10 protein-coding genes and 1 pseudogene are annotated in these 16,709 nt (G+C 72.9%); 5 read left to right on the top strand and 6 right to left on the bottom strand.

Annotated elements, in window-relative coordinates; genetic code table 11:
- Positions 1–13: 13 nt before the first annotated feature.
- From AB0N63_RS01860 to AB0N63_RS01840, 5 genes and pseudogenes are all read right to left on the bottom strand, one after another.
- On the bottom strand, positions 14–1,147 hold the full coding sequence (locus AB0N63_RS01860; RefSeq protein ID WP_365522689.1) for a glycosyltransferase: 1,134 nt from the start codon (positions 1,145–1,147) through the stop codon (positions 14–16).
- Positions 1,144–4,026 (bottom strand): bifunctional glycosyltransferase family 2 protein/CDP-glycerol:glycerophosphate glycerophosphotransferase, encoded by a 2,883-nt coding sequence (locus AB0N63_RS01855; RefSeq protein ID WP_365522687.1) that lies wholly within the window; start codon positions 4,024–4,026, stop codon positions 1,144–1,146. The genes AB0N63_RS01860 and AB0N63_RS01855 overlap by 4 nt, the downstream gene beginning before the upstream one ends.
- 522 nt (positions 4,027–4,548) lie before the next feature.
- Positions 4,549–5,349, bottom strand: a pseudogene (locus tag AB0N63_RS01850) (hypothetical protein); the annotation flags it as partial.
- 230 nt (positions 5,350–5,579) lie between these two features.
- On the bottom strand, positions 5,580–8,042 hold the full coding sequence (locus AB0N63_RS01845; RefSeq protein WP_365522685.1) for an MFS transporter: 2,463 nt from the start codon (positions 8,040–8,042) through the stop codon (positions 5,580–5,582).
- A 159-nt stretch (positions 8,043–8,201) separates the two neighbouring features.
- Positions 8,202–8,645 (bottom strand): SRPBCC family protein, encoded by a 444-nt coding sequence (locus tag AB0N63_RS01840; RefSeq protein ID WP_365522682.1) that lies wholly within the window; start codon positions 8,643–8,645, stop codon positions 8,202–8,204.
- A 201-nt stretch (positions 8,646–8,846) separates the two neighbouring features.
- Between AB0N63_RS01840 and AB0N63_RS01835 the strand changes: the two genes are divergently transcribed.
- From AB0N63_RS01835 to AB0N63_RS01825, 3 genes are all read left to right on the top strand, one after another.
- Positions 8,847–9,968, top strand: coding sequence for an Rv2578c family radical SAM protein (locus AB0N63_RS01835; RefSeq protein ID WP_365522679.1), 1,122 nt, complete (start codon positions 8,847–8,849; stop codon positions 9,966–9,968).
- Positions 9,969–10,190: 222 nt separating this feature from the next.
- Positions 10,191–10,712 carry a DUF3761 domain-containing protein gene (locus AB0N63_RS01830; RefSeq protein WP_365522677.1) on the top strand — a complete coding sequence of 174 codons (522 nt, stop codon included), beginning with the start codon at positions 10,191–10,193 and terminating at the stop codon, positions 10,710–10,712.
- Positions 10,713–10,910: 198 nt separating this feature from the next.
- On the top strand, positions 10,911–12,518 hold the full coding sequence (locus AB0N63_RS01825) for an alpha/beta hydrolase (protein WP_365522675.1): 1,608 nt from the start codon (positions 10,911–10,913) through the stop codon (positions 12,516–12,518).
- A gap of 56 nt (positions 12,519–12,574) precedes the next feature.
- Here AB0N63_RS01825 and AB0N63_RS01820 read toward each other — a convergent pair whose 3' ends face one another.
- Positions 12,575–13,150 (bottom strand): adenylosuccinate lyase, encoded by a 576-nt coding sequence (locus AB0N63_RS01820; RefSeq protein WP_365522672.1) that lies wholly within the window; start codon positions 13,148–13,150, stop codon positions 12,575–12,577.
- 459 nt (positions 13,151–13,609) lie between these two features.
- Between AB0N63_RS01820 and AB0N63_RS01815 the strand changes: the two genes are divergently transcribed.
- Together AB0N63_RS01815 and AB0N63_RS01810 are read left to right on the top strand one after the other, a co-directional pair.
- Positions 13,610–15,415 carry a 3-hydroxybutyryl-CoA dehydrogenase gene (locus tag AB0N63_RS01815; protein WP_365522669.1) on the top strand — a complete coding sequence of 602 codons (1,806 nt, stop codon included), beginning with the start codon at positions 13,610–13,612 and terminating at the stop codon, positions 15,413–15,415.
- A gap of 136 nt (positions 15,416–15,551) precedes the next feature.
- The gene (locus AB0N63_RS01810) at positions 15,552–16,379 is read left to right on the top strand and encodes a TetR family transcriptional regulator (protein ID WP_365522666.1); all 828 of its coding nucleotides are present in this window, start codon (positions 15,552–15,554) and stop codon (positions 16,377–16,379) included.
- Positions 16,380–16,709 lie beyond the last annotated feature (330 nt).

Raw genomic sequence — 16,709 nt, 5'->3', positions numbered from 1 at the left:
CGGTGCGCCTCGGTCAGCGCTCCAGGAAGTCGAACAGCTCTTCCCAGCGGCGGGTGATGGTGTCCGGGTCGAAGCGGCGCACGCTGCGCAGGGCCTGTTCGCCCATCGCGTCACGCAGCCGCTCGTCGGACATCAACCGTACGAGATGGCGGGCGAGTTCGGTGGTGTTGCCGGGGCGGGCCAGCAGCCCGTCCTCCTGATGGGAGACGATCTCGCGCACGCCGGGCGCGCAGTCGAAGGCCACGCAGGGCACTCCGGTGGCCATCGCCTCCAGCAGCACCAACGGGAAGCCCTCGCCCCGGGAGGACTGGACGAAGACGGAGGAGGCGCGCAGCGCGCCGGGCACGTCGTCGGTCTGCCCGGCGAAGTCCACCGAGTCCTCCAGGCCCGACTCGGCGCAGCGGCGGCGCAGTTCGCCCTCGGCCTCGCCCTTGCCGTAGATCCGCAGGGTCCAGCCGGGCTGCTTGGCCACGGCCTCGGCCCAGGCGTCCAGCAGCAGGTCGACGCCCTTCTCGTGGGAGAGCCGGCCGATGCTCGCCACCACCTTGGCGGTGCGCGGCGAGGGATCGCCGGGCACGACGGGCAGCGGGTTGGGCATGAAGCCCATGTTGTTCAGGCCCTCGCCCACCCAGCGGTCGGCGTCCTCCTGGGTGAGGGCGAGCAGCCGGTCGACGTCCTTGAAGTACCGCTTCACCCGGCCGAAGCGGGAGGACTTGCGGCAGGTCTCGAAGGACTCGTGGGTCATGCCGATGACGGGGTGCCCGGCGGTGTCCGCGAGCGCCACCCACTCCATCGCCCACACCTGCGGCACGATGATCACCGCACCCGGCGCCGCGGCGCGGAACAGCCCGGTGAGCCGGGAGGCGGCGGTGCGCATGTGCGTCTCGTGGCGGCGCACGGCCGGGTCGAGGGAGCCCAGCGGTCGACGCGGGCGGGGGCGGCCCGGCGGCCGGCGGGCGTACAGCGTGACCGTGCGGAACGGGGGCGCCTCGCCGAGATCCATGGGGTGGTTGGCCGGGGCGATGCCGACGACGGTGACCCGGTGGCCGCGTGCGGCCAGCAGGCCGGCCAGCTGGGTCTGCCAGCGGCCCACGCCGCCGAGTTCGTTGACCTCGTTGGCCACGAAGAAGATGTCGCGCTGGGTCATCGGGCCTCTCCCGCGGGGCCGAAGAAACGGTCCACGATCTGCGCCGCGGCGTCCCCGCGGTCGTACTCACCGTACTTGTCCACGAACTCCTTCAGCCGCGCCTCGTACTTCACGCGCAGGCCGGCCAAGTCGCCGAGCACGGCGAAGAGTTCGTCCGGGGTGCGCGGGACGGGGCCGGGCGCCTCGGCGAGCAGGTCGAAGTAGGTGCCGCGGGTGTCCTCGGCGTACTCCTCCCAGTCGTAGGCGTAGAAGACGATGGGGCGTCGCAGGAGGGCGTAGTCGAACATCACCGAGGAGTAGTCGGTGATCAGGGCGTCGGCGAGCAGCATCAGCGGGGTGATGTCCGGCTCGCCGCTGACGTCGATCACCCGGCCGGCCACCGCCGGGGGCAGGGTGAGCCGGTTCAGGTAGTGCGCCCGGACCAGCAGGACGCAGTCGTCGCCGAACCGGGCGGCGAACTCCGCGACGTCGAAGGGGAATTCGAAGGTGCGCACCTTGCCGCCCGGCTGGCTGCGGAAGGTGGGCGCGTACAGCAGCACCCGCTTGCCCGGCTCGATGCCGAGGCGGGCGGCCAGCCGCTGCGCCTGAGGGTCCGGCGTCTCGCTCTCCCGGGCCCGCACCAGCGCGTCGTTGCGCGGGTAGCCGGTGCGCAGCAGCTTGTGCTCGGGGATGCGGTAGGCGCGGGCGAGGGTGCGCACGTCGTGCTCGCCGCGGACCACGAAGTGGTCGAAGCGGTCCAGGGCCTGCTGGTAGGAGCGCTGTTCGGCCTCGGACAGCATCCGCAGGCCCGGCTCGTCGAAGCCCATCCGCTTCAGCGCGGAGCCGTGCCAGGTCTGGATGTACGTCGTCTCGGGGCGCTTGCTCAGGCGCAGCGGGTAGCCCTGGTTGTCGATCCAGAACTCGGCCTGGGCCAGCGCCTTCAGGTACCGCCATGACCAGCGGCGCACCAGTTCCGCGTCCTCGGGAAAGCCGCTGGGGCGGTCGCCGGCGTAGGACCAGATCGGGGTGACGGGCGTGCCGCGGCGGCGCAGCTCCTCGTAGATCGCGCGGGGGCTGTCGCTGTACTGCTTGCCGAGGTGGCTCTCGAAGACCACCGTGCCCTTGCGGACGGGCAGCTTGGTCAGCATCCGCTCGTAGACCTGGAGCTTGCGGGCGCCGGAGTTCAGTTCGCGGCGCACGGCGCGCGCCTTGCGGTAGGCGCCCTTGGCGACGCGGGCGGGACGGCCGTGCAGGTTGCGCTCGACGGCGGCGCGGCCGGAGCGGGCGAGCCGGCCCTCCTGGGTGAGCCGGAAGGCGAGGTGGCCCTTGGCGGACACCTGGGCTTCGAGGCGGTCGGCCATGAGCCGGGTGAGCCGCGGCCGCACCGGCACCGCCCGGGCGTCCTCCAGGTCCACGGCGCCGACGGTGAGCCTGCTGGTGGTGCGCTTGCCGTCGGCGGTGAGGTGCAGCCGTACGTCCCAGACGTCGTCGATGATGCCGAGCGGCCTGAGCAGCCGGGCCAGCGGGACCTCGGCGCGCCAGGTGACGGCCTCGCCCTCGTGGCGCGGGGCGGGCACCGGGAAGCGGAAGGTCTGCAGGCTGCGACGACGGGCCTTGAACTCCAGCTCGGCGCTGAGTGCGGCGTCCCCGGGAATGGTGTGCAGCGGGTTGACGATCCGGCCGGCCAGGGTGACGTCGCCGCCGTGGACGGTGTACTCGGTGAGCCGGTTGCGCAGGAACATCTGGTTCAGCCGCTTGGCGTGGTAGCCGAGCGGGGTCACGTCGAGGACGGCGCGCATCTCCGGGTCGTCGAGGTGACGGCCGGTCCAGTAGACACGGCCGTCGCGCTCGACCAGCGGCGTGGCGATCTTGCCACGGTTGAGCAGCGCGTCGATGGCCGGCATCAGGTCGGTCCAGTCCTCGCGCAGCAGCAACTGGGCGCAGATGGCGTGGATCTTGTCGAGTTCGGCGTACGCCGCCTCGGGGAAGTCCTGGATGTAGTCGCGGGCCAGTTCGGCGAAGCGGTGCCGGTAGTCGTCGTCCAGGAAGGGCAGTTCGCGCAGGTAGAGCACGAGGTCGTGCTTGAGGAACTTGATGTCCTTGCGCAGCTTCAGCTCGTCCTGGCCCTGGCGGTCCAGGATGGCGTCGATCCGGCGGTGGATCTCGACCCGGTGGGCGAAGTTGCTGATCTCGCCGCGGCGGTTGCTGATCGACTTCACGGCCGTCTTCTGGACGACGTTCCAGTGGTAGACCGTGTTGGGGATGAGGGTGATCCGCTCGGCGGCCAGATAGGCCTGGGCGGAGAAGAGCAGGTCCTCGTAGTGGATGCCGCGCGGGAAGGCGAGGTCGTTGTCGAGCAGGAAGCCGCGCCGGTAGCACTTGTTCGTGGACAGGGTGTCGAAGACGAACAGGTCCGGCAGCTCGGCGACGGAGTCGAGGGTGCGGGTGCTGCGGTACAGCCACGGGTACCAGGGGGTCCGCTTGCCGTGCCGGTTGTCGGTGTGAACCCGCACACACAGGCCGGAGACGAGGTCGGCGCCGGTGCGGTCGGCCGCGTCGACCATGTTGCGGCAGGCGTTCTTCTCCAGCGTGTCGTCGCTGTCGAGGAACATCACGTACCGGCCGCGGGCGACCTTGATGCCCTGGTTGCGGGGTTCTCCGCAGCCCCCGCTGTTCTCCGGCAGCCGGATGGCGCGGACCTTGCCGGGGTGGGCGGCGGCGAGCGCCTGGGCGACCTCGAAGGAGCCGTCCGTCGAGCAGTCGTCGGCGATGACCACCTCGACATTGCGCAGAGTTTGCTCGAGGACGGAACCTACGGCCGTCGGAAGTCTGTCTTGGTCGTTGTAGACGATGACGACAACACTGACGTCCGGATCGGGCGCGACGGTCGACACGGCCACCTCTCGTCTCTGTTCCGTTCGGGGTGTGGCGGGGTGGACGTAACCCTACAGGCAGTAGGGGGAGCGGCCTTCCCTCACCCCTTTCAAACTACGTCAATGCGACAATACGCCACTGGCCGGACACGCTGAGCCCCGCTGTCGCCGCCGGGCCGTCACCGTGCGCTCACGGCCACGGGCCACGTCGACGGCGGTTCGATCGGTCCCGCGGCGCGGAGAACCGGCTCGGACGGCGGCCGCGCCGCCCGCACCGTCCCGATGGGCGGCACGCCACCGGCCCGGGCGGGCCGTCCCGGCGGCACCCGCCCGAGGGCGGGCGCACCCCCTGAGCCGAACCTCGCCGGCCTCCGCTCGGGCCCCCGCTCCCGGGCGTCCCCTTCGCCTTCACACATCCGCCGCACAGTCCACGGCCGACTCGCACCGAACCCACACCTCGATCCGGCGCCTCGGCGCGCGAGAGAGAGCAGAGGCGTGCGGGGCTCCGTCGGCGTCCGCACGCCGTGAAACCGGCGGCCGACGCGACTACCGCGCCGAACCGGTCGCTGCCGGGACCCCCCAGTCCGCGGTGACGGGCACCCGGTCGCCCTGGCTGAACTCCAGGGCCGGACAACCGAGTTCGAGGACCTGCGAGACGATGCGGGCGCTTTCGCCCGCGCTCATGCCGGGCAGCGTCTCCGGGAGCCCGCGGGCCAGTTGCCCGGCGCCGGGGAAGTCGGTGTGCGGGGCGAAGGCGGGGGCGATCCGCTCGACCGCCCGGCGGCCCCGCGCGGCCTCGTGACCCCGCGCCGCCCCGTAGGGCGTGCCGTCGCGCAGGCCGTCCGCGTCGGCGGCGAGGACCAGCAGCCGTGCGCGGCCCGGGCCCACCAGCGGGTACGCCCACCACAGGACGTCGAGGCGGTCCCGGCCGGGGACGGCCAGCCGGGCGCGGCCGGCGGCCGGCTGGGACAACGCCCCGTCGGGGGAGAGCGGCGTTCCGGACCCGGACCCGTCCACGGAGAGCGCCGATCCCGCCCCGCGTCCGCCCGGGGAGGGCGCCTCTGCGGGCCCGAGTCCGCCGTGGGCGACGCGGCCCGGGTCCGGCGGCTCGTCGTCCTCGTCGGGCAGCGCGCCGGAGACGGGCAGCAGATCCTCGGCGGGGCGGCCGATCGCGTCCTTCTCGGGGACGCCGAACAACTCCCGGGCGCTCCGGCTCCAGTGCGACACCAGGCGGTCGCGGCCCACGAGGGCCACGGCCGGCCGGACCCGGCCGGCCGCGCGCATCCCCGCGACGGCGACGCTCCCCTCCTGGCGGCCGCGAGGCGCGTAGCTCTCGGTGCCACGGTCCATGGCGCAGGCCCCTCTCCCCACGGCTCCGCAGGATCTGCTCCCCCGCCCACCACGGTACGGCGCGGCCGGGTCACGATGCCCGGCGATTTCCGGAATAGGCCGCGGCCCGCGACCGCCGCCGTGAACCGTGCAATGTCACGCGCCCACCGTGCAATGTCACGCGCCGGACGGGCGTCAGGCACCGGGCCGGCCGGGCGCGCCGCACGGAGCGGTCGCGTCCCGCCGCCGGCTCAGTCCTCGTGCCCGAGCTGGAGGTCCCGTTCCGTACGGCCGCCGCCCGCCACCTGGAGCACCGTCGCGACCGGCGGATAGCCGGCCGCGATGACGGTGTACTCGCCGGAGGACAGGTCCACGAACCGGAACGTCCCGTCCGCGCCGGTGGTGAGGGTGTCCACGACGTTCCCGGCGGCGTCGAGCAGCGTCACCCGCGCCTCCTCGACCGGCCGGCCACCGCTGGCCCGGACGGTGCCGCGCAGCACGGCGCCGCCGGCCAGCTCCACGTCCTGGCGGGTCTCGCGGGAGGCCTGGACGCTGACGGGCAGCGCCGCCGGGCGGAAGGCGGGGGCGCTGGCGGCGAGGGTGTACTCGCCGGCGACCAGCTCGGTGATGACGTAGCCGCCCTCGCGTCCGCTGCGGGTGCTGGCCACGACCTCGCCGTGCACGTTGGTGAGGGTGACGGTGGCGTCCCGCACGGGGGTGCCGTCGGCCGTGCACACCGTGCCGGCGAGGCGTCCGGCGCCGCCGAGGACGACGTCGAGTTCGACGGGCCGTTCGCCGACGGTCACGGAGACCGCCTGCGGCTGGTGCCCGCCGGCGGCGGCGATCAGCACGTACGAGCCGGTGCCGGGCGTGGACAGCGCGTACCGGCCGTCCTCGCCGCTCGCGCCGCGTCCGATCTGCTGGCCCGCGATGTCGATCAGGGTGAGCGCCGCGCGCGGTACGACGGTGCCGTCGGCGTGCTGCACTGTGCCGCACACGGGGACGCCGGCCGGGTACGGCGCACGGGCCTGCGGCACCGCGTTGTTGTTGACGGGCGCGGTGGTGTGCAGCGGCGCGGTGTCGGTCTCGAAGGCGGACGGGGCGGGGGTGTTGTGGGACACCAGGGGTTTCTCCTTGAGGAAGAAGGCGATGACCGTGCCGAGGAGGAGCACCGGCACGAGGTAGAGGAAGATCCGCGGCATGGCGTCGGCGTACGCCTGGATGTAGGCGTCGCGCAGGCCCGCCGGGAGGGCGCGCACCGTCTGCGGGGTGATCGACTCGGCGTCGGGCAGGGCCCCGCCCGCGCGGGCGGGGAGGCGGTCGCGCAGGGCGTCGGTGAGGCGGCCGGCGAAGAGGGTGCCGAAGACGGCGGCGCCGACGCTGCCGCCGATCTGCCGGAAGTAGTTGTTGGCGCTGGTCGCGGTGCCGAGGTCGGCGGGGCGCACGGAGTTCTGCACGGCGAGCACCAGAACGGGCATCACCAGGCCGATGCCGGCGCCGAGCACGGCCATCCAGAGGCTGTAGTGCAGGCGGGGCGTGCCGGTCTCCAGCCGGGACAGCAGCCACATGCCGACGGCGGAGAGGGCGCCGCCGAGCAGGGGGTAGAGCCGGTAGCGGCCGGTGTGGCTGATGAGCTGCCCGGAGATGACGGAGGCGCCGACGATGCCGCCCATCATGGGCAGCATGAGCAGGCCGGACTCGGTGGCGGAGGCGCCGTCCACCATCTGCAGGAAGGTCGGCAGGTAGCTGGCCGCGCCGAACAGGGCGACGCCGATGACCAGGCCGACCAGGGCGCTGATGTTGAAGACGGAGTCCCGGAAGAGCCGCAGCGGGATGAGGGGTTCGGTGGCGAAGTGCTCGGCGACGACGAAGAGGACGGCGGCCGCGCCGGCGCCTGCGCCGAGCCCCCAGATGACGCGCGAGTTCCAGGCGTACTCGGTGCCGCCCCAGCTGGTGAGCAGGACCAGGCAGGTGGAGGCGGCGGCGAGCAGCAGCGCGCCGAGGACGTCGAAGCGCGCCCTGGCCCGCGGCCTGGGCAGTTTCAGCACGGCGGTGACGACGGCCAGGGTGATCAGGCCGAAGGGCACGTTGACGTAGAAGCACCAGCGCCAGGAGAGGTGGTCGGTGAAGTAGCCGCCGAGCAGGGGGCCGGCGACGGAGGCGAGGCCGAAGGCGGCGCCGATGAGGCCCATGAACCGGCCGCGCTGCCGGGGCGGCACGATGTCGGCGATGATGGCCTGGACGCCGATCATGAGCCCGCCCGCGCCGATGCCCTGCACCGCGCGGAAGGCGATCATCTGGTCCATGGTCTGCGCGCGGCCGGCGAGCGCTGAGCCGATGACGAAGACCAGGATGGCGAACTGGAAGACGCCCTTGCGGCCGATGAGGTCGCCGAGCTTGCCGTAGACGGGCAGTCCGACGGTGGCGGTGAGCAGATAGGCGGTGATGGCCCAGGACATCTTGTCCAGGCCGTGCAGCTCGCCGACCACCTTGGGCAGGGCGGTGGCCACGATCATCTGGTCGAGCGCGGCGAGCAGCAGCGCGAGCATCAGCCCGACGAAGACGAGCCGCACCCGGCGGGGGCTGAGGGCGGGGGCGGCCTCGGGCGCTTCGGCGCGGGGCCCGGGGGGCGCGGAGGGGGTGTCCGGTGGGGTGGCGCCGGTGTCCGGGGGCGCCGCCCCCGGTTCGTCCTGCACCAGAGTGATCCCGCCCACGTACCTCTCCCTCGTCGTACCTGCCGCGCAATTTCCGCGCGTGAAGCGACAACTACGGGCAGGTGCGACGAGTTACGGCGTATCTCCGGACAACGGTGAGATCACCCGAACCGGTGACGGCCCAACAGAGGCTTTTTCAGGGCGAGTTGAGGTGTGGAACTACTTCTCGACCTCGGCGGCGAGGTTGGCGAGCAGGGCGTCGTAGATGCGGCCGAGACCCTTGGGGGCGAACGTCTTCTCGAAGAAACCGCCGATGCCGCCGGCGCCCTGCCAGGTGGTGGTGACGACGACGCGGGAGCTGCCCTCGCCGGCCGGGGTGACCCGCCAGGTGGTGACCATGGAGGAGTTGCGGTCCTTCTCCACCAGCTCGCCGTCGGTGGGTTCGGTGACCTCCAGCAGGCAGTCGCGCACGCGCTTGCTGGTGGCCTGGAGCTTCCAGTGGACGAGGGTGCCCTCGCCGTCGCCGCCCTCGCGCACCTCGTACTCGCTGAAGTGCTCGGGCAGCAGCCTCTCGCGGGTGCCGCTGTAGTCGGCGAGGGCGTCGAACACCTTCTCCGCGTCCGCCGCGACGACCCGCTCCGTAGTGGCCTCGACCTGCGCCATGGGGTTCCTCCAGGACATCCGTTCTCAGGGTTGGGGCAAGCCAACCACCCCGCTCCCCGGCGGCCCAAATCGGGGTGCGGCAAGTGATCGCGGTGTCTCGGGGACGGTCGCGAACGGCCGCCGAACAGCGCCAGGACGGTCGTCCGCACGATCAAGGGAACAAGTGTTCTATTCTGAGGCCAGTGCAACCGAGGAGGCGTCATGCGCTGGGACAACCTCACAGCGAACCCCGCGGACTCCGACCGCCCCGCCGACCACGCGGGCCCCCGGGACCGGGCCGCCCCCGCAACCCCCGGTGACCCCGGCGAAGGGCCAGGGACCGGCCGCCCGGCCGACGCCGCGCTGTTCGGCGCGGACGCGGTCACGACCCGCACGTTCGACACACCCGAATTCGCCGGCATCACCTTCCACGAGATCCGGGCCCGTTCGATCATCAACCGGGTGCCGGGCGCCTCCCGGATGCCGTTCGAATGGACGGTCAACCCGTACCGAGGCTGCACCCACGCCTGCGTCTACTGCTTCGCCCGCAAGACGCACAGCTATCTGGACCTGGACACGGGCCTCGGCTTCGACAGCCAGATCGTGGTGAAGGTCAACGCGCCCGAGCTGCTGCGCCGCCAGCTCGCCTCACGCCGCTGGCAGGGCGAGCACATCGCGATGGGCACGAACGTCGACTGCTACCAGCGCGCCGAGGGCCGCTACCGCCTGATGCCCGGCATCCTGTCCGCGCTGCGCGACTACGCGAACCCCTTCTCGATCCTGACCAAGGGCACCCTGATCCTGCGCGACCTGGACCTGCTCGTCCAGGCGGCCGAGGTCACCGACGTCGGCGTCTCGGTCTCGGTCGGCTTCACCGACCCCGAGCTGTGGCGCACCGTGGAGCCGGGCACCCCGGCCCCGGAACGCCGCCTGGACGTGGTGCGCACCCTCGGCGAGCACGGCATCGGCTGCGGTGTGCTGATGGCCCCGGTGATCCCCTTCCTGGGCGACCACCCGGACCAGCTGCGGGCGACGGTACGGGCGATCGCGGCGGCCGGCGCCACCTCCGTCACCCCGCTGACCCTGCACCTGCGCCCGGGCGCCCGCGAGTGGTTCATGGCCTGGCTCACCCACCACCACCCCCACCTGGTCCGCCGCTACGAACGCCTCTACGCCGACGGCGCCTACGCCCCGAAGTGGTACCAGCGCCGCATCACCCGCCAGGTCCACGACCTGGCCCAGGAATACGGCATAGGCCCCACCCACCGCACCTCCCACCGCCGCATCCCCCCTTCGCCCCCGGCACCCGCTTCCCCGGAGCCGGTACAGCTCTCGCTGATCTGAGGGCGGGGAGCGGCTCCGGTCGCCCGTGACGCCGGCTCAGAGGTGCGATCGGGAACCGGTGTTGTGCAGGCAATGTGGAGATAGTGTGGTTAATATGAACGCTCGCCGGTGCCGCCGGGGCGCCGAGGTGCCCGGACGCCGTGCACGGGTGACCGCTGTACCCACGCGGCGCGCCCCACCCACCGGCCCCGTCGGCGCCGGTCACCTTCCCTGGGGGGACACATGACCAATCCGTACGCCACGCCGCCGCGGCCGGTCCGGCCCGCGCCCAAGTGGGCGCGGAAGCGGTACGCGTTGCCCGCGCTCGGACTCGCCCTCGCCGTCGGCGCGGGCATCGGCGCCGGCGGGCAGGACAACGGGAACGACGCGAAGCCCGCCGCCGCCAAGGTGCAGTCGGCGGCCACGGTCACCACCACGGCCACCGCGACCGCCGCTCCCACCGCCACCGAGACGGTGACCGCCTCGCCGACGGCCGTTACGACGGTGACCGCGACGAAGACGGTCGAGGTGAAGGTGACCGTCACCGCGCACGCGGCCGCCGCGGCCCCGGGCAGCGACGGCGGGTCGTCCGGGAGCGGTGGCTCGGGGTCGTCCGGAGGGTCCGGGGGCGGCTCCGGTTCGTCGGGCGGGTCCGGCGGCGGGAACGGGGCCACCGCCAAGTGCAACGACGGCACCTACTCGTACGCCGCCCACCACCAGGGCGCCTGCTCGCACCACGGCGGCGTGGACGTCTTCTACAAGTAGGCCCCCTCGTCTGGCGAGTGGGCCTACCACTCGTCCGAACTGTTTCGACACGCGGTCAGCTGAGATCGTTCGAGCGCATCGCTCGGAGCGATCGGGTCAAGAATGGTCGGAACGCGTTCTTCCGGGGGTCGTTTCCGGGACGATGCGGCGAGGATCGCGAGCCCCGCGGTCCGCAGCCGCTCCGTCTCCGGAGGACCCATGAGAAAACGCGCTGCCGTGCTGTGCGGTGCCGCCGTCGTCCTGGCCGGTTCCGTCACGGCCGCCCCCGCCGAGGCCGGCCCGTCGCACGCCGCGGTCGCCGTGCCCGCCCTCAAGGGCGGCTGGAAGAAGTGCGGCACCGCCGACCACCCGACCCTGGAGTGCGCGGCCCTCCGGGTGCCGCTGGACTACGCGCACCCGTCCGGTCAGAAGATCACCCTGGCGCTGTCGCGCGTGCCGCACACCGCGAGGACGTACCAGGGGCCCCTGCTGGTCAACCCCGGCGGGCCCGGCGGCAGCGGGCTCTCGCTCGCCGCCTTCGTGGCCTCCTCGCTTCCCCCGTCCGTCGCCGCCCAGTACGACGTCATCGGCTTCGACCCGCGTGGCGTGGGCGCGAGCAAGCCCGCGCTGGACTGCGCGCCCGGCTACTTCAACCCGGTGCGCCCGGACTCGGTGCCGAGCACGCCCGCCCTCGAACAGGCCAACCTCGACCGTGTGAAGTCCTTCGCGGCGGCCTGCGGCAGGAAGCACGCGGACCTGCTGCCGTACATCAACACGGTCAACGCGGCGACCGACATGGACTCCGTCCGCCGCGCCCTCGGCGCCGAGAAGATCAACTACTTCGGCTACTCCTACGGCACCTATCTCGGCGCGGTGTACGCCAAGCTCTTCCCCCAGCGCGTGCGCCGGCTGGTCCTGGACTCCGTGGTCGACCCGACCGGCGTCTGGTACGACGACAACATCCAGCAGGACTACGCCTTCGACGCCCGCCACCGCGCCCTCATGGCCTGGATCGCCGAGTACGACTCGACGTACCACCTCGGCACGGACCCGGCCCGGGTCGAGGCCAAGTGGTACGCCATGCGCGCGGCCCTCGCCAAGACGCCGGCCGGTGGCAAGGTCGGCGCCTCGGAGCTGGAGGACACCTTCATGCCGGGCGGCTACTACAACGGCTACTGGCCCGACCTCGCGAAGGCGTTCGCGGCGTACGTGAACGACAAGCAGACCGGCCCACTGGTCGACGCGTACGACACCTACGGCGCCGTGGACGCCTCGGGCGACAACGGCTACAGCGTCTACACCTCCGTGCAGTGCCGTGACGTGTCCTGGCCGCGGGACTGGCGGCAGTGGCACAAGGACAACGCGGCCGTGTACGCCAAGGCGCCCTTCATGGTCTGGAGCAACGCCTGGTACAACGCGCCCTGCGCCTTCTGGCCGACCGCCCCCGAGCGCCCCGTGGACGTCGCCAACGCCGATCTGCCGCCGGTGCTGCTGTTCCAGGCGACGAACGACGCGGCCACCCCCTACCAGGGCGGCGTGACGGCGCACCGTCTGCTGGCCCGCTCCAGCCTGGTCGTCGAGCAGGGCGGCGGCAACCACGGCATCACGCTGAGCGGGAACACCTGCCTGGACAGGTACCTGACGGCTTATCTGACCGACGGCACGGTGCCGCGCGGACAGGCCCGCGCGACGGCCGACGCGGTCTGCCAGAAGCTCCCCGACCCCAAGCCCGAGGCGGCGAAGACGACGGCCACCAAGACGGCCTCCGGCGGCCAGGGCGGGACGCCGGGCGCCCGCCTCCACGCTCTCGTCCGCTTCCACGGCTGAGGGCCGCACCGGCCCTCACGAGGTGCGGTACGTGACGGACCCGCGCCGCTGAACCCTCAGCCCTGTGCCGGGAGGACGGCCAGGGCGCGTACCGCCGCTTCGGCGAGGGCGGGGTGGGCCAGGGCCTCGGTGAGGACGGGGCGGGCCCGGGGGTCGCCCAGGGCGCCCAGGCCCTCCACGCAGGCGAGGGCGACCCGGCGGTAGGGGTCGTGGGGCCGCAGCCGGCGCTGGAGGGTGGTGACCAGCGCGGGCACGGACTCGGGCGCGCGCAGGCGCGTCAGCAGGCGCACCGGGTGCAGGGCGTAGGCGACGCGCAGTTCGTTGGTGGCCAGGGCCGCCGCCGCCCGGGCCGTGCGCGGGTCGCCGAGGCGGGCCAGGGCGTACGCGGCGGCGGCGCAGCGCTGCGGGTCGCGGTGGTTCAGCAGCAGGACGAGGGCCTCGAAGGACCGCCGGTCGCCCGCGGTCCCCAGCCGGACGGCGGCCAGTTCGCGCGCCCACAGCGGCTGTCCGGGCGCGGTGAGGACCTCCGCCAGCTCGTCCGGGTCCTCGGCGGCCGCCAGATGCCGGAAGGCGGCAGTGTCGCCCGACTCCTGCCGTAAGCGCTCCGTGAGTGATCGCAACTCTTCGTCCACGAGAGCCAGCGTAGGGGCGCGGCGGGGGTACGGGACCCGGATCACGAAGACCCGGGCCACGAAGTCGGCAGACCAGAATCATGAATTCGAGGGGGTGGCGCGCTCGTTACCCACCGGTTAAGCTCAGACGAGCGAGTTACCCACTCGCACCGCCTCGCAGCGGCCTGGTGACGCAGCCGCCGCGAGTGCTGTCGGTTCGGTGCACCACGTACCTCGTACGACTCCGCAGGACTCGTACGACGGCTGCCGCTGTACCGCAGTACGACCCGGCTTCGGGACAGAGCCGGTCGGTCCTCCGCCGCTGCCCGGGCGTGTGCGCGCCCGCGGCGACCGGCACCGGGCGTGTGCGCTCGTAGCCCGGAACACCCGCACTCCGACATTCCCTCACGCACCCGGTGCGCCCCCTCGGCGCACCCGGTCGCGTTCCCAGTCGTCACCCCTCATTCCTGGAGTCCCGCGATGGCCGCTCCCCTCTCCGACAGCCCTCTGTCCCCGTTGAAGACGATCGCCGTGGTCGGCCTCGGCACCATGGGCGCCGGCATCACCGAAGTCCTCGCCCGGGCCGGCCGCGAGGTCGTCGGCATCGACATCAGCGAGGCCGCGACCGCCACGTGCGTCGCCGCCCTGGAGGCGTCCACCGCCCGCGCCGTGGAGCGCGGGCGGCTGACCGGGCAGGAGCGCGCGGACGTCCTCGCCCGTGTGCGCACCGCCACCGAACTGTCCGCCGCCGCCGACGCCGACCTGGTCATCGAGGTGGCCCCGGAGTCGTACGAGATCAAGCAGCAGATCTTCCGCGAGCTGGACACCGTCGTGCGGCCCGGCGCGATCCTCGCCACCGGCACCAACGCCCTGTCGGTGACCCGCCTGGCCGCCGACTCCGCGCACCCCGAGCGCGTGCTCGGCCTGCACTTCTTCAACCCGGCGCAGGCGATGAAGCTGGTCGAGGTGGTCTCCTCGGTGCTCACCGCGCCGCAGGCCGTCGCCGCCGTCACCGACCTCGCCCTGGAGCTGGGCAAGGAGCCCGTCGCGGTGGGCGACCGGCCCGGGTTCGTCGCCGACGGGCTGCTGTTCGGCTACCTCAACCAGGCCGCCGCCATGTACGAGGCGAAGTACGCCTCCCGCGAGGACATCGACGCCGCGATGCGTCTCGGCTGCGGTCTGCCGATGGGCCCCCTCGCCCTGCTGGACCTGATCGGCGTGGACACCGCGCGTACGGTCCTGGAGGCCATGTACGCCGCGTCGCGCGACCGGCTGCACGCCCCCGCGCCGATCCTCAAGCAGCTCAGCGAGGCCGGGCTGACCGGCCGCAAGGCGGGCCGCGGCTTCTACACCTACGAGGCCCCGGGCAGCGCCACCGTCGTGCGGGACGCGCTGACCCCGCTGGAGGGGGGCGCGCTCGCCGCCGGCCGCCCGGTGCGCTCCGTGGGCGTGGCCGGTTCGGGCACCATGGCCTCCGGCATCGCCGAGGTCTTCGCCAAGGCCGGGTACGAGGTGGTGCTGGCCGCGCGCAGCACGGAGAAAGCCCAGGCCGCCAGGGCCCGTATCGGCAAGTCGCTTTCGCGCTCTGTCGACAAGGGCCGGCTGACCGCCGAGGCCGCCGCGCAGACCCTGGACCGGATCACCGCGACGGGCTCCTACGACGACTTCGCCGACGTGGACCTGGCCGTGGAGGCCGTCGCCGAGGACCTGGCCGTCAAGCAGCGGCTGTTCGCGACGCTGGACAAGGTCTGCAAGCCGGGCGCGGTCCTCGCCACCACCACCTCCTCGCTGCCGGTGGTCGCCTGCGCCCGCGCCACCTCGCGTCCCCAGGACGTGATCGGCATGCACTTCTTCAACCCGGCCCCGGCCATGAAGCTGGTCGAGGTCGTGCGCACGGTGCTGACCGCCGAGGACGTGCACGCCACGGTCCGCGAGGTGTGCGGGCGGATCAGGAAGCACCCCGTGGACTGCGGTGACCGGGCCGGTTTCATCGTGAACGCGCTGCTGTTCCCGTACCTGAACAACGCGATCAAGATGGTGCAGGAGCACTACGCGACGCTGGACGACATCGACGCGGCGATGAAGCTCGGCGGCGGCTACCCGATGGGGCCCTTCGAACTGCTGGACGTGGTCGGCCTGGACGTCTCGCTGGCCATCGAGAAGGTGCTGCACCGCGAGTTCCGCGACCCGGGCCTGGCGCCGGCGCCGCTGCTGGAGCACTTGGTCGCCGCGGGCTGCCTCGGCCGCAAGACGGGCCGCGGCTTCCGCGAATATGCCCGCCGCTGAGCCGTCCGGCGACCGGTCGCCGGGCGGCCGGGAGTGGGGCGGTCTGCTGGAGCCGGCCGCCCCGCCCGCGGCGCCCCGGGGCGGCGGAGGCCGGGGACCCGCGCACCGGGCCGCGCACATGCAGTACGTTCGGGTCATGCCCCAGCCCGCCAAGTCCTCACGCACCCCCGCCACGTCCGACGCGCCGGAGAGCGCCGCCGGCTCCCGCGCCGCCGCCCAACGGCTCAAGATGCGCCGGGAGCTGGCCGCCGCCGCGATGGAGCTGTTCGCGACGAAGGGGTACGAGGCGACCACGGTCGACGAGATCGCCGCGGCGGCCGGGGTCGCCCGCCGCACCTTCTTCCGCCACTTCCGTTCCAAGGAAGAGGCGATCTTCCCGGACCACGACGACACCCTGATCCGCGCCGAGGCGGTCCTGAACGCCGCGCCCGCGCACGAGCACCCGCTCGACACGGTGTGCCGGGGGATCAAGGAGGTCATGAAGATGTACGCGGCGCGGCCGGAGATCTCGGTGGCCCGCTACAAGCTGACCCGCGAGGTCCCGACGCTGCGCGAGGCGGAGATCGCCTCGGTGGCCCGTTACGAGCGGCTGTTCACGCGCTATCTGCTGGGCCACTTCGACGAGCGCGCGCACGCCGACGACGCCAACGACGACCCGCTGCTGGCCGAGGTCGCCGCCTCCGCGGTGGTCACCGCGCACAACCACGTGCTGCGGCGCTGGCTCAGGGCGGACGGGCAGGGCGACGTGGAGGCGCAGCTGGACCACGCCTTCGCGATCGTCCGCAAGACGTTCGGTACGGGGATCGGGGCGGGGCGCAGCACTCCGCCGACGTCGGCGGCCCCCGCGGGGCCCTCCGGGGCGACGGTGTCCCACCAGGGCGAGGTGCTGGTCACGGTGGCTCGTACAGATGCTCCGCTGGACGAGGTCATGCGGACGATCGAGGAGGCCCTGAAGGCCCGCTGAGACTCCGCTTCCCCGGTGTGCCCGGGGGCGGTGGGTCGCGGTCCCGTGGGCGGGCGCGGGTGCGGGTGCGTCGTGGCGGGGCGCGCGGTTCCCCGCGCTCCTGGCGACGGCCCGCGGCCTCGGCCCTCCCCCGCCCGAGTGCCCTGGCGCTGTGATGACGGCCACCCTTCGGGGTGGCCGTTTTGGCATGTCAGGGGCCCTTTTCGGCGGGCTCCGAAGTGACGTTCGATCGATCATCGCTCATTTGTCACGTAAAGATTTCGCCTGAGCGGAATTCCTGGCACTCAGTGCCTTGCCAGCTGACACGCGGTGTCATACGTTGAAGAGGTC

Source organism: Streptomyces sp. NPDC093260 (genome assembly GCF_040683715.1).
Lineage (GTDB): Bacteria > Actinomycetota > Actinomycetes > Streptomycetales > Streptomycetaceae > Streptomyces > Streptomyces sennicomposti.
Note: the sequence above shows the minus strand (reverse complement) of the source record. Positions and strands in the feature narration are given on the sequence as shown.